We start from the raw sequence: 1,319 nt of genomic DNA on the forward strand, positions 1-1,319 counted from the left end.
GGTACATCAGGTTGCTGAGATACGAATGCCGCCGCCTCTTGGCTGGCGCGAGCCTCACGGAGACTCTGCAGATGAATAATAGGGTCCTGGCCGAGAAAAGTTTCATCGACTATCAATAGTGAGAAAACTTCCTGTATCAAGGCCTTGCGCGCGCTCTCTGAGAGGCTCGACCCGATTTCTTTGCGTACAAACTCAATGCTGGTCGTGGTCGGTGTGCGCAGAGCACCTCCCATGTACGCGGCTTCCCACCGAAGCAACAATGCCAGAGACTTATCCCGGTCAAAGCGGGCGCTGAATGCGCTCCATAGGATACGCCGCATGCGCGATTGATTGTCCATAATTTTTCACACGCTCCATATCTAGAATACGTATCGCTGGAGAATTTAGCCACGCCATATAATTACTTTTGAAAACATATCAGAAATTTGCCAGATTCTGGCACCTCTGCCCGCTATAATGGTACAACAGAGTTTCTCCATAAACTAGTCATCATGGTAAATCACAGCAAATTTGTTCACTATCTAATCATCTCCGATCTATCCGCCGTTGCTTCGCCGGACCTCTGACAAACGCACGGCAAGACTTTTCATCAGATGGTCGCGCCCAAAGAGGCCGAACCGGCATATAATATTAAAAGTTACTCATTAAACAACATATTGAACATAATTGGCTGTAGTGCCATGTAGAATAAACAGAATACCTATAAAGCGATGACAGGCAGAGTCTGCCAGCTCCCGCACGCGTAATGCGGCACACAGACGGCGATGCTGCATTTACCTCTTTTAACGTATGGAACCATAGATATACCTTATTTGTCCGGGTCACCGGCACTCCGCCGCAGCCCCATAGCGAAACCGTACCGGACTAGGTTATCCTGACCTCCGTAATCATTAAATACGGGATGAGGGGGCCTCGCGAACGATGCAACGATTTTTTGTGCTGGCCATCCTTATTCTGCTGGGCTGGCTGACGTATCGCCTCTCCCCCATCCTCAGCCCATTTCTGATTGCGGGCATCCTCGCTTATCTCGGCAATCCGCTGGTGACCCGGCTGCAACGCCACCGAATCGGTCGAACCTGGGGCACCACACTGGTTTTCGTCCTCGTCATCCTGATCCTGGCCGGGATCATCATGGCCCTGCTCCCCGTCATCCGTCACCAGTCCTTGCTATTCATCGAATATCTGCAAAAATATGTAACGCTCCTGCAAACTCAGATCATCCCGCAACTCTCCGCGCGAATCGGCATCCCCCTCGACAGCCAAAGCATCACTCATTACGCCACCGCCAATGCCCAGAAACTGGCGGGGTGGCTGGGGCG

General features: G+C 51.6%; 2 protein-coding genes. One reads left to right on the forward strand and one right to left on the reverse strand.

Translation table 11 applies throughout. From position 1 onward, the window contains the following. Positions 1-338: hypothetical protein (locus HF921_RS12995; RefSeq protein WP_215893980.1), on the reverse strand; the 338-nt coding region annotated here is incomplete at its 3' end. Positions 339-921: 583 nt separating this feature from the next. On the opposite strand from HF921_RS12995, the gene HF921_RS13000 reads away from it, so the two are divergent. Then, positions 922-1,319, forward strand: a 398-nt coding sequence (locus HF921_RS13000; RefSeq protein WP_215893981.1) for an AI-2E family transporter, incomplete at its 3' end; no start/stop codon positions are given.

The sequence above is a fragment of the Acidithiobacillus ferriphilus genome (assembly GCF_018854775.1).
In the GTDB taxonomy this organism is placed as follows: Bacteria; Pseudomonadota; Gammaproteobacteria; order Acidithiobacillales; family Acidithiobacillaceae; genus Acidithiobacillus; species Acidithiobacillus ferriphilus.